Below are 26,791 nucleotides of genomic sequence, written 5' to 3'. Positions count from 1 at the left end.
GAGCTTGTCGAAGGGCCGTCCTTTTCTCGAAGGCAAGAAAGAGCGGTGCTTCGACAAGCTCAGCACGAACGGAAAATGATGATGGCTGATAATTCCCCCATCTGGCACCCCTTCACCCAGCACGGCCTGGGCGACCCGATCCCGCTGATCGCCCGCGGCGAAGGCGCGCGCCTCTACAACGCCGACGGCAACCACTGGATCGACGCCATCTCCAGCTGGTGGGTCACCACCCATGGGCACGCCCACCCGCGCATAATGGCCGCGATCCGCGACCAGTCGGAACGGCTCGACCAGCTGATCTTCGCGGGCTGGACCCACGAACCCGCCGAGACGCTCGCCACCGAACTGATCCGCATCACGCCGGGTCCGCTCACCCGCGTCTTCTTCTCGGACTCGGGTTCGACCAGCGTCGAGGTCGCGCTCAAGATGGCGCTCGGCTACTGGTTCAACATCGGCGAGCCGCGCAGCCGCATCCTCGTCCTCGACCATAGCTATCATGGCGACACCATCGGCACGATGTCGGTCGGCGAACGCGGCGTCTATAACCGCGCCTGGCAGCCCCTGTTGTTCGATGTCGACACCATCCCCTTTCCGCAAGAAGGCATGGAACAGGCCACGCTCGACGCGCTCGAAGCCGCCTGCGCCCAAAAGCCAGCCGCCTTCATCGTCGAGCCGCTCATCCTCGGCGCGGGCGGCATGCTCATCTACCCCGCCTGGGTGCTCGCCGAAATGCGCGCCATCTGCGCCCGCCACAACGTGCTGTTCATCGCCGACGAGGTGATGACCGGCTGGGGCCGAACCGGCACCCGCTTCGCCTGCGACCAGGCGGGCGTCATCCCCGACATCGTCTGCCTGTCGAAAGGGCTGACCGGCGGCGCGCTGCCGCTCGCGGTGACGCTCTGCATCGAACCGATCTTCGCAGCGCATTGGTCAACTGACCGCAGCAAGACCTTCTATCATTCGAGCAGCTACACCGCGAACCCGATCGCCTGCGCCGCTGCCAACGCGAACCTCGCCATCTGGCGCGACGAGCCGGTACAGCAACGAATCGACACGCTGGCCGACGCCCAGGCCGCGCATTTGTCGCTGCTCAGCCATGACCCGCGCGTCCAAAACCCGCGCCGCCTCGGCACCATCGCCGCGCTCGACATCGTGGTTCCCGACAGAGGCTACCTGTCGAATCTCGCCCCGCGCCTGATCGCCTATTACCGCGACCACGGCGTCCTCCTCCGCCCGCTCGGCAACACCGTGTATGTGATGCCGCCCTATTGTATCACCGCCGAGGAGCTGGGGCAGGTGTGGAGCGCGATCACGGCATCGCTGGATACAATCTAATCCTCCCTGTGGCGAAGCCATGGGGAGGTGGCAGCGCGAAGCGCTGACGGAGGGGCTTTGGCGTTGCCGTTGCCGCCCCTCCACCACGCCCTTCGGGCGCGCTCCCCCTCCCCATCGCTACGCGACAGGGAGGATTTTTCCTTAAAGTCATCCCGGACTTGATCCGGGATCCACGACGGCGGCGCAGCTATCGCCCCCCCGATCAAGCCCATCCCGAGCTTGCCAAAACCTAGCGTTTTTCCAGCAGCAATTTGTCGCCCGCTTGGCGAATGATCCCCTCGACCATGGGTCGCACGAACCCCATCCCCGCAGGCAGATCGAAATCGATCACCAGCGCCGCATCTTCGACCGTTGCGCTCGATGCGATGCTGTGCCCCATCGCATGGATCACAAAATCCATCCGGTCGTCATGCTCCCAGCGATGTTCGACCCGCCCCAGCCCGCCGGGAATCAGCTTGACCAGATCATCGGCGCGCGCTGCCATGCGGCGGCGCACTTCGGCGCGCGGCAGGTCATGGGCGATGCGAACGCTCGGCATAGAATCAGCTCCTTCGATCGGCGATGTGGGGCGCGGGGCAAGACGATACAACGCCCGATCGGCTCGGCAGTTAGGCTTAGGTTCATCTAGCCCGCCTATCACCGACGGCGGGAGAGGCTTTGGAGGCACGACGCCCGATGACGATAAAGCCGACCTGTTACCTGACCCCGCTGCTCGCCGCGCTCGCCTTCACTGCGCCCGCCGCGGCGCAGAACGACGATTCGCTCGCGCAATCGGCACAGCCGCCGCAGCGCACCTCGGTGCTTTATACCTTCGGCAGCGATCCCTGCCCCGAACCCGTCGGCGATGAGATCATCGTTTGCGCGCAGCAGCCCGAATCCGAACGCTACCGCGTCCCCAAGGAACTGCGCGAAGAGTTGAAGGAAGACGTAGCCGTCGGCGGCGGCAGTTGGGCGTCAAAGGTCGAAGGCTACGACGATATCGCGCGCCAGACGCGCCCCGGCAGTTGCTCGCCGTCGGGCAGCTATGGCTTCACCGGCTGCGCCGCGCTCGCCCTGCGCGAATGGTTCGAGGCGCGCCGCGCGCCCTGACGGAACCACGCAGCGAAACATTGCGTTTCCTGTGGGCTGATTGACGCGGCCCTGTCCGCACGCCTAGCCTGCCCGTCCCCAACAGGAGATCTACCCATGCGCCGTATCGCTCCCCTCGCCGCCGTCGCCCTCGCTGTCGTCGCGGTTCCCGTCGTCATCGCCCAGAACGCGCCGCAGGTTCCCGGCGCGCCCGACAAGGCGCGCGTCGCCGCGGGCAGCTACGCCGCCGACGCGGGCCACACGATGGTCGTGTGGGAGGTCGATCATTTCGGGTTCAGCAAATATACTGGCATTTTTGGCGACGTCACCGGCACGCTGGTCATCGACCCCGCCAATCCCGCCGCGGCCAAGGTCGACGTGACGATCCCGGTCGCCAAGGTTACCACCGCCAGCAGCGGCCTGACCGGCCATCTGCTCCGTGCGGGCAAGGACGGCGGCAAGCCCGATTTCTTCGGCGCCGCCCCCGCCGACGCCAAATTCGTCTCGACCCGCGTCGTCCTCGACGACGACGGCGACGAAGCCAAGGTCACCGGCAATCTGACGCTGAACGGCGTCACCAAGCCCGTCACGCTCGACGTCGATTTCCACGGCGCCGGGACCAATCCCTATAACAAGAAAGCGACCGTCGGTTTCCAGGCCGAAGGCAAGATCCGCCGCAGCGATTTCGGCATCGCCTATGGCATCCCCGCGGTCAGCGATGAGGTCGAACTCGAAATCCACGCCGCGTTCGAAAAACAGTAAGCCGGGGATCACCGCACCCCAATCTGTCACACGCACCGGGTAAAAGCCGGGGCGGGACCTCACCAGTCCCGCCCCCTTTTGCGAGGAGCCCGTGTGATGAGCGAACTGGTACGCGAAATTGTCGACGTGAACGCCTTCATCGGCGGCGACGAGGAAAATCCGCTGCTGACCGTCGAGGCCGAGGGTCTCACCCCCACTGCGGGCTGGGCCAATGTCCGGCTCGACCCGCATGTCTACAGCACCCCGCCCGAGGACGGCGTCCAGGATTTCGACCTTGTCGGCGACCGCCCCGCGGGCAGCGATGAAGGCGCACTCACCCAGGTCGAGGCCGCATGGGAAGGCCCGCTCCCCGACTGGCTGATCGCGGTGCGCGTCCACGCCATCGACAATATGGTCGAGGACGAGATTTTCGAGCCGTGGGACGAGGACGACGCGGAGAGCGAAGCCGCCTGACGCTCGCCCCGCCGCACGTTTTCCAAGTCCCCTGCCCTGCGCCGGATCGCGGCCCGCCCGCGATCCGGCGCCGTTGTGCGGTTCATCGCCCAGCCAAGCCGGACACGCCCCGCCCACGCAATTTTCCCACTCCCCCCTTGCCAAGCGCGACATTTTGCATCACTAGGGCGGCCATGCGCGGCAACGCCCTTCTTCTTCTGCGACTTACACGCCCTTGGGCGTGACACTGGCTGCGCGTTAGTCGCGGCCACCCGCTCAAGGGTCCGATCGACATATTCGCAACCGACCAGCAGAAGACCATCCCATGACCATGCTCCGCGACCCTTCGGTCAAGTACAGCGCCTTTCCGCAAGTTCCGCTCGCCCACCGCGAATGGCCCACCCGCGTCACCACCGCCGCGCCGATCTGGCTGTCCACCGACATGCGCGACGGCAATCAGGCGCTGATCGACCCAATGGACGCCGAAAAGAAAGCGCGCTTCTTCGACCTCCTCTGCCGCATCGGCCTGAAAGAGATCGAAGTCGGCTTCCCCAGCGCCGGCGCGACCGAGTTCGACTTCATCTCGGGCCTTGTCCAGCAGGGACGCATCCCCGACGACGTCACCCCGCAGGTGCTCACCCAAAGCCGCGCCGACCTCATCCGCACCAGCTTCGACAGCCTCGCCGGCGCCAAGACCGCGATCGTCCATGTCTATAACGCGGTCAGCCCCGCCTGGCGCCGCATCGTGTTCGGCATGGAAATGCCCGAAATCAAGGCGATCGCGATCGAGGGCGCGAAGCAATTGCGCGACAATGCCGCGCGCCTTCCCGGCACCGACTGGCGCTTTCAATACAGCCCCGAAACCTTCTCGACCGCCGAACTCGATTTCAGCATCGAGTGCTGCGCCGCGGTGATGGACATCCTCCAGCCCACCACCGACAAGCCGATCATCCTCAACCTGCCCGCCACGGTCGAGGCATCGACCGCCAACATCTACGCCGACCAGATCGAATATTTCTGCAAGAATCTGCCCGGCCGCGACCGCGCGATCATCTCGCTCCACACCCACAACGACCGCGGCACTGGCGTCGCCGCCGCCGAACTCGGCCTGCTCGCGGGCGCCGACCGTGTCGAGGGCTGCCTGTTCGGCAATGGCGAGCGCACCGGCAACACCTGCCTCGTCACCATCGCGCTCAACATGTACACACAGGGGATCGACCCCGAACTCGACTTTTCGAACATCGACGACGTCATCGCGACGGTCGAATATTGCAACCAGCTCCCCGTCCACCCGCGCCATCCCTATGGCGGCGAGCTGGTCTATACCGCCTTTTCGGGCAGCCATCAGGACGCGATCAAGAAGGGCTTCGCCGCGCGCGAGCGCCAGAATGACGAACGCTGGGAAGTCCCTTATCTGCCCATCGACCCCGCCGACCTCGGCCGCAGCTATGAAGCGGTGATCCGCGTCAACAGCCAGTCGGGCAAGGGCGGCGTCGCCTGGGTGCTCGAACAGGACAAGGGACTGAAACTGCCCAAGAAGATGCAGGCCAGCTTCAGCCATGTCGTGCAGGCGCTGGCGGACGAGACCAGCCGCGAACTGACCGCCGACGACATCTGGGGCGCCTTCGAAACCGCCTATCTCAAGGTCGAGGCCAAGCGCTTCCAGCTCGTCGACTGGTCCGAAAGCCATGCCGGCACCGACCGCATCTTCGCCGGCAAGCTCACCATCGACGGCGCCCCGCGCAGCGTCAGCGGCCGCGGTAACGGCCTGATGAGCAGCGTCATCGCCGCGCTCGCCGAATCCGGCGGCCCGGTCATGGACATCGTCGATTACAGCGAACACGCGATCGGCCAGGGCAGCACCGCGCAAGCCGCCGCCTATGTCGAATGCCGCACCCCCGACGGCAAAAGCGTCTTCGGCTGCGGCCTCGACACCGACGTCGCAACCGCCAGCGTGCGCGCGATCCTGAGCGCCGCCAACGGCGCCTGACGTCGCGATGACGCTCCGCCACCGCCTCGCGCAGCCGTCGGACCTCGACGCGCTGCGCGCGGTGATGGCGCTCGCGATCGCCGAACTGCAAAAGGGCTTCCTCGACGACGCGCAGATCGCCGCCAGCCACGCCGTCATGGGCCTCGATACCCAGCTGATCGCCGACGGCACCTATTTCGTCATCGAGGCGGAGGGTCAGATCGCGGGCTGCGGCGGCTGGTCACATCGCGCGACGCTCTACGGCGGCGACCACGCCGCCGCCCTGCGCGACCCGGCCCCGCTCAACCCCGCCACCGACGCCGCGCGCATCCGCGCCATGTACACCCACCCCGCCTTTGCAAGGCAGGGCGTCGGCCGCATGGTGATGGCGCTCTGCGAAGCCGCCGCACAGCAGGCCGGCTTCACCCGCACCGAGCTGATGGCCACCCTATCCGGCGAACCCCTCTACTGCGCCTGCGGCTACACCCCGATCGAGCATGTCGAAGCGCCGGGTCCGAATGGCGCCACCGTCCCCCTCATCCGTATGGGGAAGCACCTGATCAGCTAACCAATCCTCCCTGTGCCCGAAGGCCATGGGGAGGTGGCAGTCCGAAGGACTGACGGAGGGGCGCGATGAGAAGGAAAGAGTGCGGGCCACTTTGCCGACGACGAAGGGAGTTGATACTTAATCCTGCTACTCAATTCTAGCTTCTAAGAGGCCGATAACCGCTTCCACCGCCTAATGAATTTTTTGATATTTCACTTTAAAGAACTGACGTCCAATATTTATTCGATGATCTTTCAAAAGTTCTCGAAGCTGATGCTCAAGGCGCTGAGCCCGGGATTAAGGATCTGGTGCGAGCGCTGCAATCTCTCGGCCATAATCGTACATCTCGTTCTCACTGAACCCGCTTTCCGTAATCGCCTTTTCGTACGCCGGTACAAAGTCATCTGTGTAGTAGTCGACCAATCGCCTCCGCCTAACTGACAGTTTGTTTTTCACGTCACGGCTTACGATTTCGTAGTCCCCGCTTGGGCCGTGGATTGTCATAAACCCGTGCGCTAACGCGTTGCGTCCAACCATGCCTTGAAAGTCTCGTATTGCTTGGACAAACGATTGGCGGTGGCCTTTTTCTGCGACGAGGGAAGACAGCATTGCCAGCTTCGCCCCTCCCCCTAGGGCACCGCAAACGATACAAGCTTGTTCTGTTGTCAGGCCAAGTTCTTGCTTTATGACCATCTCCATGACCAGTTCGACATTGTTCCAGAATGCAAGAACGGTGCCGAGGGTGCTAATTTGCGCATGCTCGCTAGTCAGCGGTTCCTGCATCTCAGATGCACCTGACCGCGTTGCGGGCAAAGAATTGACGAACGTGTTGCATTACTGACACCGATCAAAATGAGCTAGAGACGCTTCGCCGAATGCTGGCGAAGCCACCGACGCCGCACAAGTCCAAAAAGGATTCAAACGATGGCGATACGAGGTGGCGCGGGAAAAGGACCAGAGCGCGCGTAGGCTTAGGGCCGTTATGGCCTTTGCAGCTGGTTGCGCGTTCCGGTCCAAGTCCACCAGCGTTATTTCACGACGCAGCTCTTAAAGTGACTTTTTAGCGTTGCGGGATATTCGAACGGCCCTCGCGCGACAGCCACACCGCTGTGATGATCGATCACTAGCAGCTTATCTTTGGCTGAATTGAGTTTGGAATTATAGTAGAGCCGATGTTCGAGATCGTCGATCTTTTCGTTTGATGTCAACAAAACGAAAGATGTTGTTTCTGACCACAAATACGGCTCGCCTGGCGTGTTGCGAATCTCGTCCATGAAGCTCTGATACCGTTCCGAATAGGTGGTATCCGACTTAATCTCAAAACTTACTGCGTATTCATAAGCCATGATAGGCCTCCGTCAAAGCGGAGAGACCTTGCAAAATGGCTAAAAATGTGGCATCCAAAATTGTCAAGTTCGAGGCACCACACGCTTCGTCCATCTTGGGTCCGGCGGTCTTTCCAAGGATATTGCCGAACTCAAAACTGGGGCAGTCCATGCGGGCTGCCCCAGCTGGGTTCTGTAGCACAAAATATCGAAAAAGTCGAGTCGTTGTTCCCCGTCCGTTCACGGACGAGACCAGCGCTTGCGACGCTCGCCAATCTGGCGTGGCGCCTCAAAAACCAATCAGGCGGCGATCGCGTCAGTCCGGATCGGTAAGGCGCTTGCCACCGATACGCGACAAGGCGACCGCGCAACTCTTGCCTTTAAACCATGCTATCGCGAATTTCTTCTAAAGAACATGATAACTCGCGACCTGACCGATTTTCTCTTTCCTACATTTAACTCATATGGTTCACTCCTTCGGTTCCACCAACCGAAAAGGACGAATCAATGGATGACATCGACGACTATCCCGCCTTCCTCCCCGCCCCCGCCAGCTATCACTGGACCCCCAAACTCCAGCGCGACTTTCTCGAAAGCCTCGCCACCACCGGCTCGGTCAAAATTGCCGCGGCCAAGGTCGGCATGTCGCCGTCCGCCGTCTATCAGCTCAAGCACCGTGCAGCGGGCGCCGCGTTCAAGCTGGGCTGCGCCGCGGCGGTGCTGATCGCGCGCGGGCGGCTGGTCGACGAGTTGCTTGACCGCGCGATCTGGGGCTATGACGAAACCGCCGAGCTGCTGCGCGAAGAGGGGCGCAGCTTTGCCAAGCGCCGCCGCCTCGATTCACGCCTTGGTCTCGCGATGCTCGCGCGGCTCGACAAGATGGTCGAAACGCCCGCAGAGGCCGGGGAGGATATGCTGGCGCAGCTGATCGCGGGCGACTGGCCGGGCTTCCTGTCGCTGTTCGACGCCGCCGCCGCGCACGATGCAAACGGAGCGGACGACGCAGACGGCCAGCCCGCCCCGCTTACCACCGCGCTCGCGCTCTGGCTGACCGGCCGCGACAACCGCGCCAACCCGCTCGCCGCGCTGTGGCAGGACAACGCAATCGCGAGTGAAGTTGCGCAGATTTCCACCGATTTCGGCGACGACGGCGAAAGCGAGGAAACCCCGGAACAGGCCGCCGCCGCGATGACCGTGTGGTACGACGACCACGCCGACGACTGGCGTACCGACTTCCCGCCGCCCGCCGATTTTTGGGGGCATGAGGAAGGCCAGTTCGGCGACCGCGCCTATGCCCGCGCGCTCGATGACGACGAGCTGGAAGTGTACGAAAAGCTGCGCGCGGCCGAGGTCACCCCGCTGCTGATCGCGGGCGAGGCCGCGCGCCGCGCTTTCTTTGCGCGGCACGATGCCGCCAATGATGCTGCGGCCGAAACTGCGGACACGGATGCCTGGCCGGGGCAGCGGGCGCACGGGTGAGCGGCGGTGGGGCGCGGTCCCGATCCGGCGCGGGCGGCGGCGCCTTACAATCGCCTTGCTCCGCCCCCATATAGGCATCATCGCGGTACCGATGGTCATGAGCCGCCGCGGCTGAGAGACTTGCGCGCTCCCGCTTACCCCAACAGGAGCCGCGCCCGATGAACAGCCGAGCCAATCCCGTCAATCCCCCCGTCCGCAAGGCGCCCGTCGCTGCGCCCGCCAAGCCTGCCAGCGCCGCGGCAGGGGCCGACGCTGCGAGCGATGCCGACGCGCCCGCCCGCGCGCGCACCAACAATTATTTCCGCAAGAACCGCACCCCGCTCGCGCGCGACGACGCCAAGCGGCAGGGCGACATCAGCCAGCTCGCCTTCCTGACCATGGGCGGGCGCGACGCGGCGGTCGAATTCCTCAACAGCGAAAACGCCGCGCTTGGCGGCCGCCCGCTCGCGCTCGCCACCGCCAGCGCCGAGGGCTATGAGCAGGTCGCCGCCGCGATCCGCGCCCTCGCGCCCGGCACGGAAACCTCATGAGCCGCGCGATGAACGTCACCCTGCCCGAGGCCGAGGTGACCGCGCTGTGCAAGAGCGCGGGGGTCATCATCAGCGCGATCGAGCCGCTGCCCGACGGCGGCACCCGCCTCGTCTGCGTTTCCCCCGACGGCGCCGACAAGATGCGCAAGAAACTGAAGAAAAGCCTGATCGATGGCGCCGTCACCCGCCACCGCTTCTACCGCGCCCCCGGTTCGGAGGGCGGATATTAGGGCGCGGCGCTAAGCGACTTCGGCCAAGGATTGCGGGGTCGCGAACCGCTGGCGATATTCCTGCGGTGACAGGCCGATGATGCGGTGGAACAATTTGCGGAACGCCGCGGCGTCCTCATATCCGACGCCCCACGCGATCTGGTCGACGGTGCGGCGGGTGAATTCCAGCAGCTCGCGCGCCTTGCCGACGCGCAGATGCTGGACATATTCGACCGGGGTCATGCCGGTGGCGGCCTTGAACCGCCGCTGAAACGTCCGCTCCTCCATCCCCGCCTCGCTGGCCATGGCGGGGACGGCGACCGGGCCAACCCCGCGGGCCTGCAACCAGTGCTGGACCCGCAAGATCGCCTCGTCGCCATGGGTCAGTTTGGGGGCAAAGCTGGCGTAATTCTTCTGCTCGCGGCCATTGGGATCGATCAACAGAAAGCGCGCCGTCTCCATCATCACCGTCGGCCCCAGCAACCGCTCGACGATCCGCAGCCCCAGGTCGGTCCACGCCATCAGCCCGCCCGCGGTGACGATGTCGCCATCGTCGATCACCATCCGGTCGGCCTCCAGCCGCACGTCGGGGAACCGCTCGCGAAACTGCGCGGCGAAAAACCAGTGCGTCGTCGCCGGCCGCCCCGCCAGCAGCCCGGTCGCCGCCAGCGCAAACGTCCCGCCGCAATTCGACGCCAGCACCGTCCCATGGGCATGGCGGTCGAGCAGCCAGCGGGCATAGGGCTCGACCTCCCCCGGTTCGAGCAGCTTGTGCAAGCTACCCGGCGCAATCAGCACCGCGGGACTGTTGCCCGCCGGTTCGCTCGGATGGCTGTCAAAGCAGCGGGCAAAACCCCCGCCGTCCTGCAACCGCCAATGGCTGACCCGGATCGCCGCGCGGTCGTGCTGGACCGCAAAGCGCCCGGCGATGTCGAACAGGTCGGTGATGCCGTGGACCATGCCCATCTGGCAGTCGGGATAGATCATCATCCCGACTTCAATCAGTGGCACACTCGCCGCGTCGGGCACCTTCAACTTGGGCATAAAGACTCCTTTGTCGGATTTGACCCGTATAATGTCGTATCCGCCAATCCCGCGCAAGCCCGGACCGGCCTAAATCCATGTCATCGGGACGGACACCCCGCCCTTCGAAACGAAAGGAACCACGCCATGACCACGATCACCACCCAGGACGGCACGCACATCTTCTATAAGGACTGGGGTCCGAAGACCGGCCAGCCGATCATCTTCTCCCACGGCTGGCCGCTCACCGCCGACGCCTGGGATGTCCAGATGGTCTATTTCGCTAACCAAGGCTTCCGTACCATCGCCCACGACCGCCGCAGCCATGGTCGCTCGGACCAGGTCTGGGACAACAATAATATGGATCAGTACGCCGACGACCTCGCCGAACTGATCGAACAGCTGGACCTGAAGGACGTCATCCTCGTTGGCCACTCGACCGGCGGCGGCGAAGTCACCCGCTATATCGGCCGCCATGGCACGGCGCGGGTCGCCAAGATCGCGCTGATCGGGGCAGTTCCGCCGCTGATGCTCAAGACCGAAGCCAATCCCGGCGGGCTGCCGATCGACGCCTTCGACGGCATCCGCAAAGGCACCTTCGACAACCGCCCGCAGTTCTTCAAGGATCTGACCATCCCCTTCTATGGCTATAACCGTGACGGCGCGGTGGTCAGCGAAGCGCTGCGCGACGATTTTGTCCGGCAGGGAATGATGGGCGGGCTCAAGGGCCAGCTCGACAGCATCCGCGCCTTTTCGGAAAGCGACTTCAATGACGATCTGAAGAAGTTCGACGTCCCGACCCTCGTCCTCCACGGCGACGACGACCAGATCGTCCCCGTCGATGCCTCGGCGCGCGCGACGGTGAAGATCGTCAAACAGGCGGTGCTGAAAATCTACGAAGGCGCCGATCATGGCCTGACCGTCACCCACCAGGACCGGTTCAACTCCGACCTTCTGGATTTCATCAACAACTGATAAGGTCGAGGCGCGGTCCAGTCCGATCGCGCCTCCTCCTTCATCAAGGAGAAACGCCGTGACCAAGCAAAGCTTCCTGATCACCGGCGCATCGGACGGCATTGGCGCCGTCTATGCCGACCGCCTCGCCCGTCGCGGGCATGACCTGATCCTCGTCGCGCGCCGCGCAGACAAACTCTGCGCCCTCGCCGATCAGCTGCGCAGCGACACCGGCGTCTCCGTCGATGTCATCGCCGCCGACCTCGCCAATCCCGACGACCTCGCCCGCGTCGAAACCCGCCTGCGCGACGACGATGCGATCACCGGCCTCATCAACAATGCCGGCATCGCGGGCGAAACCAGCTTTGTCGAAGCCGACCCCGCGCAGCTGACCGCGTTGATCAACCTCAATATCCTGGCCGTGACCCGGCTCGCCGCAGCCATAGCGCCCCGGCTTGCTGTGAATGGCAGCGGGGCGATCATCAACATCGGCTCGGTGACGGCACTGATCCCCGATGGCTTCACCGCGACCTACCCGGCCAGCAAAGCCTATGTGCTGGCGTTCAGCGAAGCCTTGCAGGCCGAACTCGGCGCCAAGGGCGTGCGTGTTCAAGCTGTCTTGCCGGGGGCGACCCGCACCCCGATCTGGACCGAGGAGCAACTCGCCAGCCTGCCCGCCGAAATCGTTATGGACGTGAAACATATGGTCGACGCCGCGCTCGCCGGCTTCGACAAAGGCGAGACGGTCACCATCCCCGCGCTACCCGACATGGCCGATTACGATGCCTATATCGAGGCGCGCTCGGCGCTGCGTCCCAACCTGTCTCTGGCGCGCCCCGCGCCGCGCTATCTGTAAAGGAGCGGTGCCATGATCCTCGGTCTGACCATCCCGCAATTCACCGCGGTCCATGTCGCGATCAGCCTGATCGCCATTGCCGCGGGCTTGATTGCGCTCCCCGCCTTTGCCCGCGGTGTGATTCTGCCGCGCATCACCGGCGTCTTCCTGTGGACGACGCTGCTCACCAGCCTGACCGGCTTCCTTTTCCCGATCGTCGCCTTCACCCCGGCGCTCGGCTTTGGAATCCTCTCGACGCTGATCCTCGTCGCCACCTTCTGGGCTTGGTACAGCCGCAAGCTCGCCGGCCGCGCTGCCACCATCTATGCGATCACCGCTACCCTCGCGCTCTACCTCAACCTGTTCGTGTTGGTGGTGCAGAGCTTCCTGAAAGTGCCTGCGCTCAATGCGCTGGCCCCGAATGGAACCGAACCGCCCTTCGCCATCGCCCAAGGCGCGCTGTTGATCGCGATGGCCGGCCTCGGCTATCTGGCGTTAACGGCGGCCCGCCGCCGAACCGTCACGGCCTAAGCACAACGGGATTACAGGCAGGGGCAGCGTCGGCCGCCTCTGCCGGTTGCGTGACCGCCAACCCCTCTTGCACCACCTTCCGTTTACGTTAAGGTCAGTTTCAAACTGCTACCGGAGAGTGATTCATGGCCCTTCCCCACATTTTCGACCGCCTGCGCCTGCCCGTCATCGGCTCGCCTTTGTTCATCGTGTCGGGCCCCGAACTGGTCATCGCACAGTGCAAGGCGGGCGTCGTCGGCAGCTTTCCGGCGCTCAACGCGCGGCCGCAGACATTGCTCGACGAATGGCTGCACCAGATCACCGAAGAGCTCGCCGCGTGGGATCGCGCCAATCCCGACCGACTGTCGGCGCCTTATGCTGTCAACCAGATCGTCCATAAATCGAACGACCGGCTGGAACAGGACATCGCGACCTGCGCCAAATGGAAGGTGCCGATCACCATCACCTCCTTGGGCGCGCGCGAGGAACTCAATCAGGCAGTCCATAGCTGGGGCGGTATCACGCTGCACGACGTCATCGACGATCGTTTCGCGCGCAAGGCGGTCGAAAAGGGCGCCGACGGTCTGATCCCCGTCGCCGCGGGCGCAGGCGGCCACGCCGGGCGCCAGTCGCCCTTCGCGCTGGTGCAGGAAATCCGCGAATGGTTCGACGGCCCCGTCGCGCTGTCGGGCGCAATCGGCCATGGCCGATCGGTCCTCGCCGCGCAGGCGTGCGGCGCCGACCTCGCCTATATCGGCAGCGCCTTCATCGCCACCGCCGAAGCCAACGCCGACCAAGGCTATAAGGATGGCATCGTCGAGGGGCGTGCCGCCGACATCGTCTATTCGAACCTGTTCACCGGGGTGCACGGCAATTACCTCCGCCAATCGATCGTCGCCGCGGGCATGGACCCCGACAATCTGCCCGAAGGCGACCTGTCGACGATGAACTTCGGTTCGGGCGGCAATACCAAGGTCAAGGCCTGGAAGGACATCTGGGGATCGGGCCAGGGCATCGGCCCGGTCACCGCGGTGCGCCCCGTCGCCGAATTCGTCGCCGAACTCGAAGCGCAATATCTCGCCGCGCGCCGGGAGCTGGAAGCGAAGGTCAGGCTGTAGCGCCGCCGAACAGCCGCTCGATCGCGTCATCCAGATAGGGACGATCGACGAACAGTCGCATCGGATCGCGGCGGTTGAGCCAGAATCCGGCGCCGTGCCGGTCAGTCAGCGCGCGCCGCGTCGTGTCCTGCAACAACCGCAGCCGCATCACCGACGTGCGTCGCGCCGAACGCAGATCGACCGGCGCGTGCAGAACAAAATGCCGCCGGATCTGCTCGACGCGCGCCGCAACGACATCACTATACCCCTGATGCGGCCCGCGATGCAGCGCATGGCCCGACAACAGCGCCGCCCCTTCGCACGCGGGCAGCATCAGCCCGTTGCGGCGGAAACTCTCAAGCGCGAAGCCTTCGCCCTGCAACGCCTCGAACATCGCCGCCATCTGCGTCCGGTGGAGCAAAGCGATGGGGATCAGGTGATGACGTTGAAATCCGGGTTGCGGTGGCGGTGCGCCCTGCCAACCGCGGTTCGGCATCAGCGATCGCGGCCGAACTCGACGATGACCATCGATCGCGAGCCGTTGGCGCCCGCCGACGGCGACAGGTCGATCCATTCGCCGCTCTCCAGCCCCCGCATCGTGCGTTTGTGCTGCACGGGTCCGTTCAGCATCAGATCAAGCGCCAGTCGCGACAGCCGTCGCACCATCTCGGCCACCGTCCAGCCGGCGGGAATGCGCGCTTCCAACTCCTGCCCGGCGAACAGCGCCAATCCCCGCGTTTCTATGCTCGCGCCCGCGGCACCTTCGCGGCGCCGAAATGCAACCAGATGCAGTACCAGCGGCATCCCGCTCGCCAGCATTTCGGCGATCGACGCGCGAAACTGCACCGCGTCCGACCACAGCCGCGCGGGCGACCAAAAAAGGTGACTGGCATCGAACAGGTCGATCAACAGCACCATCATCTTGAAAAATTCGCGCATTCGCATCGGCTGCTCGGATGACGTGGCGGGCTCTTCGCCGCCTTCAGGGTCCAACATCCAGCAATGCCCGTCATGCCGCCAATCGTGCGGCAGGCTGGCGGCGAGCAGGCTGGTCGCTGGATTGTCGGGATCCGCAGCGTCCAGCGCGGAACCGGCCGCTGCCCCAACCAAAACCGACATGGCACCAAAGCGCAGGACAAAACGGGGCGGCGCGATGCCGGTGCCGTCGCCATCGACCCGCTCGGGCCGCAACCCCATATGGCGCAGAGCCGTTTCCACCGCCTCCGGTGAGCGCTCCCGCATGGCCGCGCCAACGATCAGCGCGAACGGCGCCGGTGGCACCGGCAGGATCAAAGCGTCCGTTTTCCCCGCGTCCATATCGCTGGCCAACCTCCCTGCCTTGACGCTTGCATCGCAAGACTGCGGGCAATGTTCAAACGCATATTCGGGGATGACGGCGAGTTAATCCGGCGGCCAGCCTCAGATCGCGACTTGGCTGCCCAGTTCGACCACGCGGTTGGTCGGCAAGCGGAAATACTCCATCGCGCTTTCCGAGTTGCGCAGCATCCACGCAAACAGCTTTTCGCGCCAGATCGGCATTCCCGGCTTGCTCGCCGCGATCAGCGTCTGACGCGACAGGAAAAAGCTGGTTTCGATCATCTTGAATTCGCCGCCGCAACTCGTCACGCGCTTCAGCGCGTCAGGCACATCGACCGGCTGCATGAAACCGTAATTCAGGATCAACCGATGGAATCCCTGTCCCAGATCCTCCAGCGCGCAATGATTTTCCTCGCGCACAAACGGCACGTCGGCGACCTTGATCGTCAGCAGAATGATCCGCTCGTGAAGCACCTTGTTGTGCTTGAGATTGTGAAGCAGCGCGTGCGGTACCCCGTCCGCACTAGACGTCATGAACACCGCGGTGCCCGGCACGCGCGTAGCGCTGTTCGCCGCCGATTTGACGAACACCGGGATCGGCATCGCGCCTTCGGCCATTTCCTGCTGCATCAGCTTGCGCCCGCGCGACCAGGTGGTGAGCAGCGTGAAAATGATCAGCCCGATCACCAGCGGCACCCAGCCGCCGTCGGGCACCTTGATCAGATTGGCGCCAAAATAGGCGATGTCGACGATGAAGAATACCGCGAGGACCGGCAGCGCTTTCCACGCCGGCCATTTCCACAGTGTGAAGAGCACGACCGACAGCAGGCAGGTATCGATGAACATCGCGCCGGTCACCGCGATACCATAGGCTGCGGCCAGATTGCTCGACGAACCGAAGCCCAGGACCAACAGGATGACCATCACCATCAATCCCCAATTGACCACCGGGATATAAATCTGACCGGCGGCCGACGCGCTGGTGTGGTCGACGCGCAGGCGCGGCATAAAGCCCAGCTGGATCGCCTGCTGCGTCAGCGAAAAGGCGCCCGAAATCACCGCCTGGCTGGCAATGATCGTCGCCAGCAGCGCCAGAATGACAACGGGTACCTCAAGATATTGGGGCATCATCTGGAAAAACGGGTCGGAAATCAGCTCGGCGCGTGGACCGGCCTCGGCGGCGAGGACCATCGCCCCCTGCCCCATATAGTTGAGCATCAGCGCGGGCAGGACAAAGGCCAGCCAGCTGATTCCGATCGGCCCGCGCCCAAAATGCCCCATATCGGCGTACAGCGCCTCGGCCCCCGTCACCGCAAGCACCACAGCTCCCAGAGCGATGAAAGCGGTGAAGCCATCGACATAAAAGAAGCGCAGCGCGTTCATGGGATTGATCGTCTCGGCAATAATCCACGGATTATCGGCGATATGCATGATGCCCAGCCCGGCCAGCGTGACGAAATAGAGCAGCATGATAGGCCCGAACAGCGCCCCGACCTTGGCCGTCCCGCGCGACTGGATCGCAAACAGCCCGATCAGGATGGTGAGCGCGATCGGCACGATATAGGGGGCGAACCCGGGGTCGATGTAGCGCAGCCCTTCGGTCGCCGACAGCACCGACATCGCCGGGGTGATCATGCTGTCGCCATAGAAAAGCGCGGTCGCGAACACGCCGAGCAGGATGATCGGCCACGTCCAGCGTTTTTCGCCCGAGGAACGGCTGATCAGCGCGAGCAAGGCCAGACTGCCGCCCTCGCCCTTGTTGTCGGCCTTCATGATCGTCAGCACATATTTGAAGGTGACGACCAGCATCATCGACCAGAAGACCAGGCTCAGCACGCCATAGATGTGCAGCTGGTCGGGCTCGATCGGGTGGTGCCCGGCAAAGGTTTCGCGGAACGCGTACAGCGGGCTGGTGCCGATGTCGCCGAACACCACGCCGACCGCGCCGACGGCAAGCTTCAGCTTGCCGTCGCTGGCGTGGCTCTGGCCATAATGGCCGGCGTTAGCGGCGATCGGTGCGGCGCTTTCGGCGCCGCCCGCCTCGGTTGACGACTCAGCAGTCATCGCCAGCCATTAGACGAGCCAGAGCCATTGGAATAGCATCCATATCAAGGGGTTTGTCCCGGTGCGGGCGGCGGTTGCGGCCCCAGCGCCTGCCGCAGCTGCGCCAGCCGCATTTCAAGGTCGGGGCGCCATGGCGCATCGGCGGGACTACGCGCCAGCAACTGGCTCCACACCGCCTCGGCACCCTTCAGATCGCCACCCTGCGCAAGCGCCAGACCTGCAAAGAACGGCGGCGCGGGGTGCGAGGGATCGCGCCGCGCCGCTTCATCGAACGCCAGCGCCGCCGCCGGTGACATCATCCCGCCGCCATGTGCGGTCAGCGCATTACCCAGCCCGACCCACAGGTCGACATTGTCGGGATATTTCTCCAAGCCCTTTTCCAGCGTCTGCGCCGCCAATTCGGTCTTGCCAGTGCGTGCAAAGCCATCGGACAGGCCCAGCCATTGCGCCGCAGGGCCGAACCGATCCGCCATCCCCTGTCGCTGATCGGTCAACACATCGCCAAAACCCTCTGGCTCGGCGGCCACCGCCACCGGTTTGCCCGGCAGCGACGGGCTACCCTGCAAGGCATAGCCCGCCAGCCCCAGCATCACCGCCGCCCCCGCCAGCGGCCGCGCCGCTACGGGCAGTTTGCCCAGCCAGACGATGGCAGCGATCGTCAGCAGCGCCGCCAGCATGACCCACAGCCAGATCATGCGTCAGCCTCCGCATCGTCCGCTGCACCGCGGCGAAACCGCCCGAACGCCAGCCAGCCGCCGAGCAACAGGAACAACAGCGGCCCCAGCCACAAAAATGCCGTCGCGGCATCGAAGGGCGGATCATAGCTGACCCAATTGCCATAGCGCGCGACCAGCCACGTCTTGATTTCGTCGGGGCTTTCGCCCGCGGCAATCTTGCTGCGTACCTCGTGCCGCATATCCCCCGCCAGCGGCGCATCCGAATCGGCAATCGACTGGCCCTGACACACCAGACAGCGCAATTCCTCCATCAACGCCTTCGCCCGCGCTTCCTTCGTCGGGTCGCGCAGCTGTTCATAGGCGTAAGGAGCGGGAGGCAGGCGGTCTTGCGCGGCGGCGGGCATAGAGCCAGCGATAGCGAGCATCATCGCCAAAAAGAGCGCCGCGCCCCTGCGCCGGCAAGGGCCAATCACCGGTCTGCTCGTTACGAAGCAGTCGGCAGTTTGCCGATGCGATGGCAGGTGATGGGCCCCTGCCTGCGCAGGGGCGCGGGAGCTTGAGAAGGCGCCCGTCACTTCATCGCCTCCAGCTTGGCGACGATTTCCGGCACCTGGTCTGCCAGGATGACGCCCTGGATCTGCTCGCGAATGATCCCCTTGCCGTCGATCAGGAACGTCTCCGGCACCCCCGATGACCCCAGCGCGATCTGGACGCTGCTCTGCATGTCCGACCCGATGCGATCGAACGGATTGCCATATTCGCGCAGGAACATCGCGACATCCTCGGGCCGGTCGCGGATCGCGATGCCGTCGATCGGCACACCTGCGGCCTTCAGCGCCTCCAGCTGCGGTGCCTCGGCGCGGCACGGGATGCACCAGCTAGCGAACACATTGACCAGCCTTGGCCGACCGTCGGCTAGCTGGCTGCTTTTCAGCCCTTCCACTCCCGCGGTCGCGGGCGGCAGGTCGAACAGCGGCATCGGCTTGTCGATCCACTGCGACTGGATCAGCGTTTCGGCGGGCGTCACCAGCCGATAGATGAAGGCGCCGAACAGCAATCCCATGATCGCCAGCGGGACAAAGAGTACCCAGCGGTTGGTCATGGTGCAAAGCGCTCCTCTGATTTCCGGCGACGCCGCGCGCGCCAGATGCCCAGCAACTGCGCCCGGCCGAGCATCGACAGCGCCGCGCCCAGCGCGATCAGTCCACCGCCCAGCCATATCCACCACACCAGCGGCTTCCACCACAGGCGGATCTGGTAACGATCGGCGGTCCCGTCATCGCTCGTCACCGGCTGCCCAAGCACCGCGTAAAGCTGCCCGCCCGGCCGCGTCAGCAGCGCCGCTTCGTTGGTTTCGGTCGGGGCGGTCCCCATCAAGCCGGGGAAAGTCCGCGCTTCGGGCCGCATCGTAAAGGATTGGCCGCCCGACGTCGTCGCGACCAGCGCACCCTCGATCGAGGTGAAATTCGGCCCCGCCACCGGCTTCACGCCGACAAATTTCACCGCAAAATCGCCGACCTTGATCACGTCACCGGGTGCTGCGGCGACCAGCCGTTCCTTGATGAAGGCACTTTCGGCGCCCATTCCCGCCAGACACACCGCGACGCCGAAATGCGCAATTACCATGCCCCAGGTCGGCAGCGGCGTGCGGCGCAGGTTCCGGCCCCATAACGGCGCGAGACTGGCGACCGCAACGACCCCGGCGACGGTCATGCCAAGCAGCGGCAGGATGCCGACTTTACCGCCGAACAGGATCAGCGCGAACAGCACCGCCGCCCCGGCAAAGATCGCCAGCGGCAACCGTGACCACAGCTTCTTGCCATCATCCTTGCGCCAGCCGAGCAGCGGTCCCGCCACCATCACGAGGCACAGGATCAGCGCCAGCGGCCCGGCAACGCGGTTGTAATAGGGCGGCCCGACCGAAATCTTCTCGCCCATCGCCTCGGCGACGATCGGGTACAATGTACCGAGCAGGACGAGCGCAAGGATCGTCGTCAGCAGCAGATTGTTGATAACGAGCGCGCCCTCACGGCTGAGTAGCGCGAACTTCTTGCCCTCGGCCACGCTACCCGCGCGCAGCGCAAACAGCGTCAGCGCGCCGCCGATATAGATCGCCATCAACACCAGCAAGAACGTCCCGCGCTCGGGGTCGACCGCGAAACTGTGAACGCTGGTCAGCAATCCCGATCGCACGATAAATGTGCCGACCATCGACATCGAAAACCCAATGACGGCCAGCATCACGGTCCACGCGCGCAAAGCATTGCGCGTCGCGGTCACCGCAACCGAATGCAGCAACGCGGCGCCCGCCAGCCAGGGGATCAGCGAGACATTTTCGACCGGATCCCAGAACCACCAGCCGCCCCAGCCCAGCTCATAATAAGCCCAGTAACTGCCCGCGGTGATCCCGATCGTCAGGAATATCCAGCTGAACAGCACCCACGGCCGCATCGCGCGGGCGAACGCAGGTCCGATCTCGCGCGTGATTAGCGCGCCGACAGCAAAGCTGAACGCAACCGACAGCCCGACATAGCCGACGTAAAGCGTCGGCGGGTGAAACGCGAGGCCGATATCCTGAAGTAGCGGATTGAGCCCTTGCCCGTCGGGCGGCGCCACGGGCAAGCGGTTGAACGGGTTCGACGAAAAAATCAAAAAGGCGAAGAAACCAAGGCTCAGCGCCGCCTGCGCGCTCAACGTCGCGATCAGCGTGTCCTCGCGCAGCCGCTTTTCGAACAGCGCAATCAGCGCCCCCGACAGCGACAGGATCGTCAGCCAGAGTAGCATCGATCCTTCGTGATTGCCCCACGTCCCGGCGACCTTGAAGATCATCGGTTTCAGGCTGTTGCTATTGCGCGCGACCAGCTCGACCGACATGTCGGAGCGCACGAACAGCGCGATGAGCAAGCCAAACGCGGTTGCGGTCAGCACCCCCTGCGCGATGCTGGCCGGGCGAACCAGCGCCGCCAAGTCCTTCTGTCCGCCCCGCAGGAATAGCGTCCCCGCGACGAGCGACAGGCAGGCGAGCGCTGCGGCGATCCAAAGCAGTGCAAGGCCGATTTCGGCGATCATGTGGCCGTCGGCGCCTTCATATTCTTCGGCATGTCGCCCATCTGCGGCGGCATATAGCGCTCGTCATGCTTCGCCAGGATGCGATCGGCGACGAACGTCCCGTCGGCGCGCATCCGGCCGTCGGCGACCATGCCCGATTCCTCGCCAAACAGGTCAGGGACGATACCCGTATATTCGACCGGCACCGATGCCTTGCCGTCGGTTGCGACAAAGCGGATCGTCAGCCCGTCACTCTGCCGGGCGATGCTACCCAACGCGACCATGCCGCCCAGCCGCATCGGTTCGCCAACGACCGCCTTGCCGCTCTTGATCTCGACCGGGGTGCGGAAATAGGCGGCTTCGTCACGCAGCGCGCTCGCACCCAACACCCCCGCGCCCGCAATCCCCGCGACCGCGAACAGCGCGAGCACCAGTCGCTGATGTTTCGCCTTCATGGACGATCCTTACGCAGCGCGTCGCTGCGCCGCTCAGCCTTCGCCATCGCGCGCCAGCTCGACCACAGCACGGCGCCAGTCAACAGCACCGTCAGCCCGTAGGCCGCCGCCACATAGGCCCATTGGCCGCTGCCGCTGATCACCCCCGTCACGCGATTGCTCCCTCGTCGTCGGCCAGCCGCCGCAGCCGCGCCGCAACGCGATTGTCGGCGATGATCCGCCGCATCCGCATCAGCACGATCGCCCCGAATAACAGCGAAAAGCCCAATAAGGTCAAGCCCAATGGCCATAGCAGCGCATTGTCGATGCTCGACCCGCGCAGCGTGATGCTCGGTCCCTGATGCAGGCTGTTCCACCACACGACGCTGCGGTTGATGATCGGGATATTGATCGCGCCCACCAGCGCATAGATCGCCGCGCCGCGCGACAGCGAGCCGCCCTGCCGCTGCCCCTCATCGCCGTTCGTCAGCGCGATAAAGCCGGCATAGAGGAACAGTAGCACCAGCATCGACGTCATCCGCCCGTCCCATTCCCACCAGGTACCCCAGGTCGGCTTGCCCCAGATCGATCCGGTTACGAGGCACAGCGCGGTGAACAGCATCCCCGGCACCGCAATCGCCCGCGCCGCAATGCCCGAGAGCGGATGCCGCCAGACCAGCTGGATCAACCCCGCCAGCGCCAGCGACGTCCAGCCGCCCATCCCCAGCCACGCCGCCGGGACATGAACATACAGGATCCGCGCCGTCTCACCCTGCTTGTAATCGCCCGGAACCTGCGTCAACCCCGCCCACGCACCCGCCAGCACGAGCAGCACGCCAAGCCCGAGCAGCCACGGCGTCAGCGGCCGGGCAATTGCCAGAAAACGGGTCGGGTTCGCATAAGCATGCATCGGTTCGCGTCCTTAGGGGAGCGTGGCACAGGGGTCCAGCAATTTGCCCGATGCGACCCGGTCGGCGCTTGTGTCGCGTGCAGAACGCGTAAGGTCAAGCCCGCGGCGATGTGTCGCTGGCGCCGTATTCAACCCGCTCCTAAACCCCGTTCGTGTCGAGCGAAGTCGAGACACCCCAAAGGCGTGCGCTACTGATGGGTGTCTCGACTTCGCTCGACACGAACGGAAATGGGAGGCGCTGACCAACCGGCGCTCAGCGCCTTCACCCCTCGGGCCGCGTCCATATCCAGCTGCCGCCGACTGCCGCCGCGATAACCGGTGCCATCATCCATGGCCAGGGTGCGAACAGCAACGCCAGCACAATGCTGAAAGCAAAAGCGATGCTCGCCGCAACCTTCCCCTTGCGACTGATCGCCCCTTTCTCACGCCAGGCGAGAATATGATGCCCAAAGGTCGGATGATTGAGCAGCCAAGCCTCTAGCCGCGGCGAAGAGCGTGCGAAGCAGAAAGCGGCAAGGATGACGAGCGGCACGGTCGGCAGCAACGGCAGGAACGCGCCGATCGCGCCGACCGCGAGCGACGCCCAGCCGCCGACCAAATACAAATGCCGCTTCATTGGGGGTGGCTTAGCGGAATTGGAACAAGGCGCCAGCCCTAGCGCCCAAAATGCCCACCTCAAATCCGTTCGTGCTGAGCTTGTCGAAGCACCGCTCTTCCTTTGACGACGTTGAAAGGAAGAACAGCCCTTCGACAAGCTCCAAGGCGAACGGAGTCTGGGAACTGCGCTTAAACCTACCCCCGCCCGATCAGCTTCTGCGCCATACGATCGGCCACCGCCGACGCCGGCGCACCGCTCGCCTTGCTCTCGGCCCATATTTCGGCGAGCCGCCCGGGGATCAGATGAATGCGGCTCTCAACTTCCTCGCGGCTGCCCTGCCCCAGATATTCCAGCGCCACGTTGATGATCCCGCCCGCGTTGATCACATAATCTGGGGCATAAACGATACCGCGGTCGTGGATGCGCTGGCCGTCGGCGGCGGTCGCCAGCTGGTTGTTGGCACCGCCCGCCACGATCGGCACGCGCAGCTTCTCGATGCTCCGCTCGGTCAGAATCGCGCCCAGCGCATTGGGGCTCAGCACATCGGCCTCAACTTCCATGATCGCCGCCGAATCGGCGAGATCAGCGCCCAATTCTTCAGCCAGGTCCTTGGCGCGCGCCAGATTAACGTCGGCCAGCGTCAGCTTCGCGCCTTCAGCCGCCAGCCGCCGCGCGACGCCGCCGCCGACGCTGCCGACGCCCTGGATCGCCACGCGCACGCCTTTCGCGCTGTCGGTGCCCAGACCCTGCAGAATCGCCGCCTTGATGCCCAGATAGACGCCGAGCGCGGTCAGCGGGCCGGGGTCGCCGCCCGCTTCGCCGCTCGCGACGGGAAGCCCGCTGACATGCTTCGTATGCTGCGAAATCGCGACCATGTCGGCATCCGACATGCCGACATCTTCGGCGGTCACATAAGCGCCGCCCAGCGATTCGACCGCACGGCCGAACGCCGCAAGCAAATCGGGGGTCTTCGCTGCGCCTTCGTCGGCTAAAATCACACCCTTGCCGCCGCCCATCGGCAGTCCGGCCATCGCATTCTTGTAGCTCATGCCGCGCGACAGGCGCAGCGCGTCGGTGATCGCCGCCGCGCGCTGCGGATAGTGCCAGTAACGCACGCCGCCCGCGCCGGGGCCGAGGTGCGTCGAGTGGACGGCGATCACAGCCGTCAGTCCGCTCGCCCGATCGCGAAACATGTGGACATGTTCATGATCGTCGAAATCGGCGAAATCCCAGACTGCGGACATGGACTCAATCCTCGCGTTAAAAAATTACGTCCCAGCGTAATAATCAGGCGCGAGCGCAGAGTCACGTCGAAACGCGGATCGGGCGATCATCTTCAGGAAATGGGGCGACCAACGGGGCTCGAACCCGCGACCTCCGGTACCACAAACCGGCGCTCTAACCAACTGAGCTATGGTCGCCACACACATCGGCAAGGGCGCAGGAAAGCGGCCTCGACAGCGCGCGGCGAATAGGCGCGCATCGCCCCGTTCGTCAAGCATTGTTCGCGCGCGCTTCCCTGCTAAAACGCGCGCCATGGCTGCAAATGAATTTGTCGACATGGCGACCTCGGGCGCCGACCGCACCGCAGCGCGACTCGCTGCCGTTCCCGGCATCCGCCGCGCGCCGACGCCGAAGCTCGAGCAGTTCATGCTGTCGCGCTTCCTCGATGCCGAAACCTGTGCCGGGTTGATCGCGCAGATCGACCGCGACGTCCGCCCCTCGACCATCGCCGATCCCAATGGCGACGAAGCGTTTCGCACCAGCACGACGTGCGACCTCGACCACCGCGACCCGCTGGTGATCGCGATCAACAACCGCCTCCACGACCTCACCGGCATTCCGCTCGCCTATGGCGAACCGATGCAGGGCCAACGCTACGACGTCGGGCAGGAGTTCAAGGCGCACACCGATTATTTCGACCCGCATGGCGCCGATTGGCAAACCTATTGCGCGATCCCCGGGCAGCGCAGCTGGACGCTGATGATCTATCTCAACGAACCCGGCGCAGGCGGCGCGACGCGGTTCCTGGCGACCGGCAAGCTGCACCAGCCCGAAATGGGCAAGCTGCTCGCCTGGAACAACGTCCGCCCCAACGGCACCGCCAACCCCGACACGCTCCACCACGGGATGAAGGTGCGCAAGGGGCGCAAATATATCATCACCAAATGGTTCCGCGAACGGCCATGGCCGTGGGTGGAGGGGGAGCTGGGGTAGCCCCATCCAAAAACCCGTTCGTGTCGAGCGAAGTCGAGACACGCGACGGCGTACACGCCGCATAGGTGTCTCGACTTCGCTCGAAACGAACGGAAATGGGGGAGCTGCCCTGCGCCAGCTCCCCGACCAAATTAACGCACCAACCGATACTGGAAATTCAGCGTCAGCGTGTTCGACACGCGCCCCGGCTCGACAGGCGTCGCCTTGCCCGCGGCATCCATCGCCTGAACGCGCACCATCGGCATCGGCGGGTTCGGGCCAAAGCTGCCGCCCTCGCTGATCGACACCAGCTCGGCACCGCGGAAACCCGCCAGCCGCGCGTAATCCGCCGCTTTGGCTTCCGCCGCCTTGATCGCGGTGCCGCGCGCGCCGACCAGCTGCGCGTCGGGATCCTTCATGCCGAACGACGGCCCGTCGATATTGGTACCACCCGCGGCGACCAGCGCGTCGAGCAGCGGACCGATGTCGCCGATGTTCGACGTGGTTGCGCGCACGCTGTTTGACACCTGATAGCCCAGAAAACGCGGCGGCTGGCCATTGCCCTGATTGTTGTAATCATATTGCGGCGACAGGCTGATCCCGCTGGTCTGGATATCCTCAGCCTTGATCCCGCGCGCCTTGGCGGCGGCGATCAGCTTGTCCATCGCGGTGGCGTTCAGCCGCATCGCTTCGACCGCAGTCGGTGCGGTGGTGGTCACCCCGGCGCCAACGGTCGCCTGATCGGAGCGCGAGCGCACTTCGTCGCTGACCGAAAAGGCCAGGATCGGTCCCTGCGTCGTTGCTGCGGTCACCGTCGAACCTCCCTGCTGCGCTTGGCCAGGCGTTGCCGCCATCAGCGCCAGTCCGGTTGCCATAACGGCGAACAATTGCTTCGTCATTTCATTCTCCTGTCGGCCGAACCCCGGCCATTTCCGATTTCCAGCCCGTAACGCTGACGGACTGAACCCGTTCCGGCCTTTGCGCGGACGGCGCTTGCATGATGCTGAACGCGCCAGTAGCGAGCCGTTCATAATGGCAGCACCGATTTTATCATATGAAGGCCTCGGCCTTGTGCAGGGCAGCGGCTGGCTGTTTCAGGATCTCGACATCTATGTCGGCGAACGCGACCGGCTGGCGCTGATCGGCCGCAACGGCGCTGGCAAGACGACCTTGCTCAAGCTGCTCGCGGGGCAGATCGATCCCGACAAGGGCAAGCGCGTCATCGTCCCGGGCACCCATGTCGTGATGCTCGAACAGGAACCCGATTTTTCGCGGTTCGAGACGTTGATGGACTTCGCTGTCGCCGCGCCCGATGCCCCCGAAGAATTTGAAGTCGCTGCCATCGCCGACCAGCTCGGTATCGATATGAGCCGCACCGCCGCCAGCGCCTCGGGCGGCGAACGCCGCCGCGCCGCGCTCGCTCGCGCGCTCGCGCAAAACCCTGACGTGCTGCTGCTCGACGAACCGACCAA

General features: G+C 64.6%; 32 protein-coding genes, 1 tRNA gene and 1 pseudogene. 15 read left to right on the top strand and 19 right to left on the bottom strand.

The genetic code is table 11. The features are described from left to right. Positions 1-78 precede the first annotated feature (78 nt). Positions 79-1,335, top strand: coding sequence for an adenosylmethionine--8-amino-7-oxononanoate transaminase (locus B4F07_RS17360; RefSeq protein WP_293700985.1), 1,257 nt, complete (start codon positions 79-81; stop codon positions 1,333-1,335). A gap of 229 nt (positions 1,336-1,564) precedes the next feature. Here the strand turns inward: B4F07_RS17360 and B4F07_RS17355 are convergent, their stop codons facing one another. Next, positions 1,565-1,873, bottom strand: coding sequence for a polyhydroxyalkanoic acid system family protein (locus tag B4F07_RS17355; protein ID WP_293700964.1), 309 nt, complete (start codon positions 1,871-1,873; stop codon positions 1,565-1,567). A 137-nt stretch (positions 1,874-2,010) separates the two neighbouring features. Here B4F07_RS17355 and B4F07_RS17350 point away from each other — a divergent pair, with 137 nt between their 5' ends. From B4F07_RS17350 to B4F07_RS17330, 5 genes are all read left to right on the top strand, one after another. Beyond that, a complete protein-coding gene (locus B4F07_RS17350; RefSeq protein ID WP_293700965.1) occupies positions 2,011-2,424 on the top strand; it encodes a hypothetical protein in 414 nt (137 codons plus the stop codon). A 96-nt stretch (positions 2,425-2,520) separates the two neighbouring features. After that, positions 2,521-3,165 carry a YceI family protein gene (locus B4F07_RS17345; RefSeq protein WP_293700966.1) on the top strand — a complete coding sequence of 215 codons (645 nt, stop codon included), beginning with the start codon at positions 2,521-2,523 and terminating at the stop codon, positions 3,163-3,165. Between the two features lie 96 nt (positions 3,166-3,261). Further along, on the top strand, positions 3,262-3,618 hold the full coding sequence (locus tag B4F07_RS17340; protein ID WP_293700967.1) for a hypothetical protein: 357 nt from the start codon (positions 3,262-3,264) through the stop codon (positions 3,616-3,618). Between the two features lie 304 nt (positions 3,619-3,922). Continuing rightward, complete coding sequence (gene leuA, locus B4F07_RS17335) at positions 3,923-5,587, top strand: 2-isopropylmalate synthase (RefSeq protein ID WP_293700968.1); 1,665 nt, start codon at positions 3,923-3,925, stop codon at positions 5,585-5,587. A 7-nt stretch (positions 5,588-5,594) separates the two neighbouring features. Next, complete coding sequence (locus tag B4F07_RS17330) at positions 5,595-6,134, top strand: GNAT family N-acetyltransferase (protein ID WP_293700969.1); 540 nt, start codon at positions 5,595-5,597, stop codon at positions 6,132-6,134. 171 nt (positions 6,135-6,305) lie between these two features. On the opposite strand, the pseudogene B4F07_RS17470 reads toward B4F07_RS17330, so the two are convergent. From B4F07_RS17470 to B4F07_RS17320, 3 genes and pseudogenes are all read right to left on the bottom strand, one after another. Beyond that, positions 6,306-6,392: pseudogene (locus B4F07_RS17470) on the bottom strand (hypothetical protein); the annotation flags it as partial. Positions 6,393-6,410: 18 nt separating this feature from the next. Beyond that, positions 6,411-6,896 carry a hypothetical protein gene (locus tag B4F07_RS17325; protein WP_293700970.1) on the bottom strand — a complete coding sequence of 162 codons (486 nt, stop codon included), beginning with the start codon at positions 6,894-6,896 and terminating at the stop codon, positions 6,411-6,413. A 245-nt stretch (positions 6,897-7,141) separates the two neighbouring features. After that, the gene (locus B4F07_RS17320) at positions 7,142-7,459 is read right to left on the bottom strand and encodes a hypothetical protein (RefSeq protein WP_293700971.1); all 318 of its coding nucleotides are present in this window, start codon (positions 7,457-7,459) and stop codon (positions 7,142-7,144) included. A gap of 486 nt (positions 7,460-7,945) precedes the next feature. Between B4F07_RS17320 and B4F07_RS17315 the strand changes: the two genes are divergently transcribed. The 3 genes from B4F07_RS17315 to B4F07_RS17305 all read left to right on the top strand — a co-directional run bounded on the left by B4F07_RS17315 (position 7,946) and on the right by B4F07_RS17305 (position 9,677). After that, complete coding sequence (locus B4F07_RS17315; protein WP_293700972.1) at positions 7,946-8,917, top strand: hypothetical protein; 972 nt, start codon at positions 7,946-7,948, stop codon at positions 8,915-8,917. Between the two features lie 158 nt (positions 8,918-9,075). Beyond that, positions 9,076-9,447, top strand: coding sequence for an antitoxin Xre/MbcA/ParS toxin-binding domain-containing protein (locus B4F07_RS17310; RefSeq protein ID WP_293700973.1), 372 nt, complete (start codon positions 9,076-9,078; stop codon positions 9,445-9,447). Next, positions 9,444-9,677: a hypothetical protein gene (locus tag B4F07_RS17305; protein ID WP_088440709.1), complete on the top strand. Its 234-nt coding sequence runs from the start codon at positions 9,444-9,446 to the stop codon at positions 9,675-9,677. Before B4F07_RS17310 ends, B4F07_RS17305 begins: the two co-directional genes overlap by 4 nt. Before the next feature lie 9 nt (positions 9,678-9,686). On the opposite strand, the gene B4F07_RS17300 is transcribed toward B4F07_RS17305, so the two are convergent. Beyond that, positions 9,687-10,700, bottom strand: a complete 1,014-nt coding sequence (locus tag B4F07_RS17300; protein WP_293700974.1) for a GlxA family transcriptional regulator — start codon at positions 10,698-10,700, stop codon at positions 9,687-9,689. Positions 10,701-10,826: 126 nt separating this feature from the next. Here B4F07_RS17300 and B4F07_RS17295 point away from each other — a divergent pair, with 126 nt between their 5' ends. The 4 genes from B4F07_RS17295 (at position 10,827) to B4F07_RS17280 (ending at position 14,096) form a co-directional block, all read left to right on the top strand. Beyond that, positions 10,827-11,654, top strand: coding sequence for an alpha/beta fold hydrolase (locus B4F07_RS17295; RefSeq protein WP_293700975.1), 828 nt, complete (start codon positions 10,827-10,829; stop codon positions 11,652-11,654). Positions 11,655-11,712: 58 nt separating this feature from the next. Further along, positions 11,713-12,489 (top strand): SDR family NAD(P)-dependent oxidoreductase, encoded by a 777-nt coding sequence (locus B4F07_RS17290; protein ID WP_293700976.1) that lies wholly within the window; start codon positions 11,713-11,715, stop codon positions 12,487-12,489. 12 nt (positions 12,490-12,501) lie between these two features. Then, positions 12,502-12,999, top strand: coding sequence for a hypothetical protein (locus B4F07_RS17285; RefSeq protein WP_293700977.1), 498 nt, complete (start codon positions 12,502-12,504; stop codon positions 12,997-12,999). A gap of 125 nt (positions 13,000-13,124) precedes the next feature. Then, positions 13,125-14,096 carry an NAD(P)H-dependent flavin oxidoreductase gene (locus tag B4F07_RS17280; RefSeq protein ID WP_293700978.1) on the top strand — a complete coding sequence of 324 codons (972 nt, stop codon included), beginning with the start codon at positions 13,125-13,127 and terminating at the stop codon, positions 14,094-14,096. On the opposite strand, the gene B4F07_RS17275 is transcribed toward B4F07_RS17280, so the two are convergent. From B4F07_RS17275 to B4F07_RS17215, 13 genes are all read right to left on the bottom strand, one after another. Beyond that, the gene (locus tag B4F07_RS17275; RefSeq protein WP_293700979.1) at positions 14,086-14,571 is read right to left on the bottom strand and encodes an AHH domain-containing protein; all 486 of its coding nucleotides are present in this window, start codon (positions 14,569-14,571) and stop codon (positions 14,086-14,088) included. The two genes, B4F07_RS17280 and B4F07_RS17275, sit on opposite strands and share 11 nt — an antisense overlap. After that, positions 14,571-15,392, bottom strand: coding sequence for a hypothetical protein (locus B4F07_RS17270; RefSeq protein ID WP_293700980.1), 822 nt, complete (start codon positions 15,390-15,392; stop codon positions 14,571-14,573). The genes B4F07_RS17275 and B4F07_RS17270 overlap by 1 nt, the downstream gene beginning before the upstream one ends. A 102-nt stretch (positions 15,393-15,494) precedes the next feature. Then, positions 15,495-17,456 carry a potassium transporter Kup gene (locus B4F07_RS17265; protein WP_293700981.1) on the bottom strand — a complete coding sequence of 654 codons (1,962 nt, stop codon included), beginning with the start codon at positions 17,454-17,456 and terminating at the stop codon, positions 15,495-15,497. A 44-nt stretch (positions 17,457-17,500) separates the two neighbouring features. Further along, positions 17,501-18,151: a tetratricopeptide repeat protein gene (locus B4F07_RS17260; RefSeq protein WP_293700982.1), complete on the bottom strand. Its 651-nt coding sequence runs from the start codon at positions 18,149-18,151 to the stop codon at positions 17,501-17,503. Then, positions 18,148-18,537 carry a cytochrome c-type biogenesis protein gene (locus tag B4F07_RS17255; protein ID WP_293704945.1) on the bottom strand — a complete coding sequence of 130 codons (390 nt, stop codon included), beginning with the start codon at positions 18,535-18,537 and terminating at the stop codon, positions 18,148-18,150. The genes B4F07_RS17260 and B4F07_RS17255 overlap by 4 nt, the downstream gene beginning before the upstream one ends. 167 nt (positions 18,538-18,704) lie before the next feature. After that, positions 18,705-19,235 carry a DsbE family thiol:disulfide interchange protein gene (locus B4F07_RS17250; protein ID WP_137753283.1) on the bottom strand — a complete coding sequence of 177 codons (531 nt, stop codon included), beginning with the start codon at positions 19,233-19,235 and terminating at the stop codon, positions 18,705-18,707. After that, positions 19,232-21,202 carry a heme lyase CcmF/NrfE family subunit gene (locus B4F07_RS17245; RefSeq protein ID WP_293704944.1) on the bottom strand — a complete coding sequence of 657 codons (1,971 nt, stop codon included), beginning with the start codon at positions 21,200-21,202 and terminating at the stop codon, positions 19,232-19,234. The genes B4F07_RS17250 and B4F07_RS17245 overlap by 4 nt, the downstream gene beginning before the upstream one ends. Then, complete coding sequence (gene ccmE / locus B4F07_RS17240) at positions 21,199-21,636, bottom strand: cytochrome c maturation protein CcmE (RefSeq protein WP_293701004.1); 438 nt, start codon at positions 21,634-21,636, stop codon at positions 21,199-21,201. Before ccmE ends, B4F07_RS17245 begins: the two co-directional genes overlap by 4 nt. Then, a complete protein-coding gene (locus B4F07_RS17235; protein WP_293701005.1) occupies positions 21,633-21,788 on the bottom strand; it encodes a hypothetical protein in 156 nt (51 codons plus the stop codon). The genes ccmE and B4F07_RS17235 overlap by 4 nt, the downstream gene beginning before the upstream one ends. After that, positions 21,785-22,525 carry a heme ABC transporter permease CcmC gene (gene ccmC, locus B4F07_RS17230; RefSeq protein WP_293701006.1) on the bottom strand — a complete coding sequence of 247 codons (741 nt, stop codon included), beginning with the start codon at positions 22,523-22,525 and terminating at the stop codon, positions 21,785-21,787. Before ccmC ends, B4F07_RS17235 begins: the two co-directional genes overlap by 4 nt. Positions 22,526-22,787: 262 nt before the next feature. Further along, a complete protein-coding gene (locus tag B4F07_RS17225) occupies positions 22,788-23,141 on the bottom strand; it encodes a YbaN family protein (protein WP_293701007.1) in 354 nt (117 codons plus the stop codon). A 176-nt stretch (positions 23,142-23,317) separates the two neighbouring features. Continuing rightward, on the bottom strand, positions 23,318-24,367 hold the full coding sequence (locus B4F07_RS17220; protein WP_293704942.1) for a Glu/Leu/Phe/Val family dehydrogenase: 1,050 nt from the start codon (positions 24,365-24,367) through the stop codon (positions 23,318-23,320). A 100-nt stretch (positions 24,368-24,467) separates the two neighbouring features. Further along, positions 24,468-24,544: transfer RNA gene (locus B4F07_RS17215), tRNA-His, on the bottom strand. A 115-nt stretch (positions 24,545-24,659) separates the two neighbouring features. On the opposite strand from B4F07_RS17215, the gene B4F07_RS17210 reads away from it, so the two are divergent. Then, positions 24,660-25,340, top strand: coding sequence for a prolyl hydroxylase family protein (locus tag B4F07_RS17210; RefSeq protein WP_293701009.1), 681 nt, complete (start codon positions 24,660-24,662; stop codon positions 25,338-25,340). 131 nt (positions 25,341-25,471) lie between these two features. Here B4F07_RS17210 and B4F07_RS17205 read toward each other — a convergent pair whose 3' ends face one another. After that, complete coding sequence (locus tag B4F07_RS17205) at positions 25,472-26,218, bottom strand: SIMPL domain-containing protein (RefSeq protein ID WP_293701010.1); 747 nt, start codon at positions 26,216-26,218, stop codon at positions 25,472-25,474. Positions 26,219-26,351: 133 nt separating this feature from the next. Here B4F07_RS17205 and B4F07_RS17200 point away from each other — a divergent pair. Continuing rightward, positions 26,352-26,791 (top strand): ATP-binding cassette domain-containing protein (locus tag B4F07_RS17200; RefSeq protein ID WP_293704941.1); only part of this gene is annotated, 440 nt, incomplete at its 3' end.

The organism is Sphingopyxis sp. UBA6723 (assembly GCF_002454115.1).
GTDB lineage: Bacteria > Pseudomonadota > Alphaproteobacteria > Sphingomonadales > Sphingomonadaceae > Sphingopyxis.
This window is presented reverse-complemented; position numbering and strand designations above follow the sequence as displayed.